Annotated in this window: 1 pseudogene; it reads right to left on the reverse strand. The window is 72.7% G+C overall.

Annotated features, from left to right (window positions below):
* Positions 1-388 (reverse strand): annotated as a pseudogene (locus tag RNB18_RS53385) (glutathione S-transferase family protein); the annotation flags it as partial.

The following is a 388-nucleotide window of genomic DNA, read 5'->3' on the forward strand; positions in this document are numbered from 1 at the left end:
CTCCATGACCTCGTCGATCTCCGCGCGCAGCGGCTCGGGGTAGAGGTCGGGGGCGCCGGGGCGGTACAGGGCGGTCCACTCGGTGGCCAGGTCCAGGGTGATCCGCTGGTAGTCGTTGGTGACCAGCTTCCCGCTCGGTACGTCGACGATCGCGGGGACGCTGACCCCGCCGGGGTAGTCCCGCTCCCGGGCGTCGTACGCCTCGCTCAGATAGCGGATGCCGAGCACCGGGTCCTTGCCGTCCGGGTCCAGGGTGAAGCGCCAGCTGCGGTCGTCCTGGATGGGGTCGGTGACGGCGAGGGAGAGGGCGTCCTCCAGGCCGAGCAGGCGGCGGGAGACCAGAGCGCGGCTGGCCCAGGGGCAGGCCCGGCTGACGACCAGCCGGTAG

Source organism: Streptomyces doebereineriae, assembly GCF_031845645.1.
Classification (GTDB): Bacteria; Actinomycetota; Actinomycetes; order Streptomycetales; family Streptomycetaceae; genus Streptomyces; species Streptomyces canus.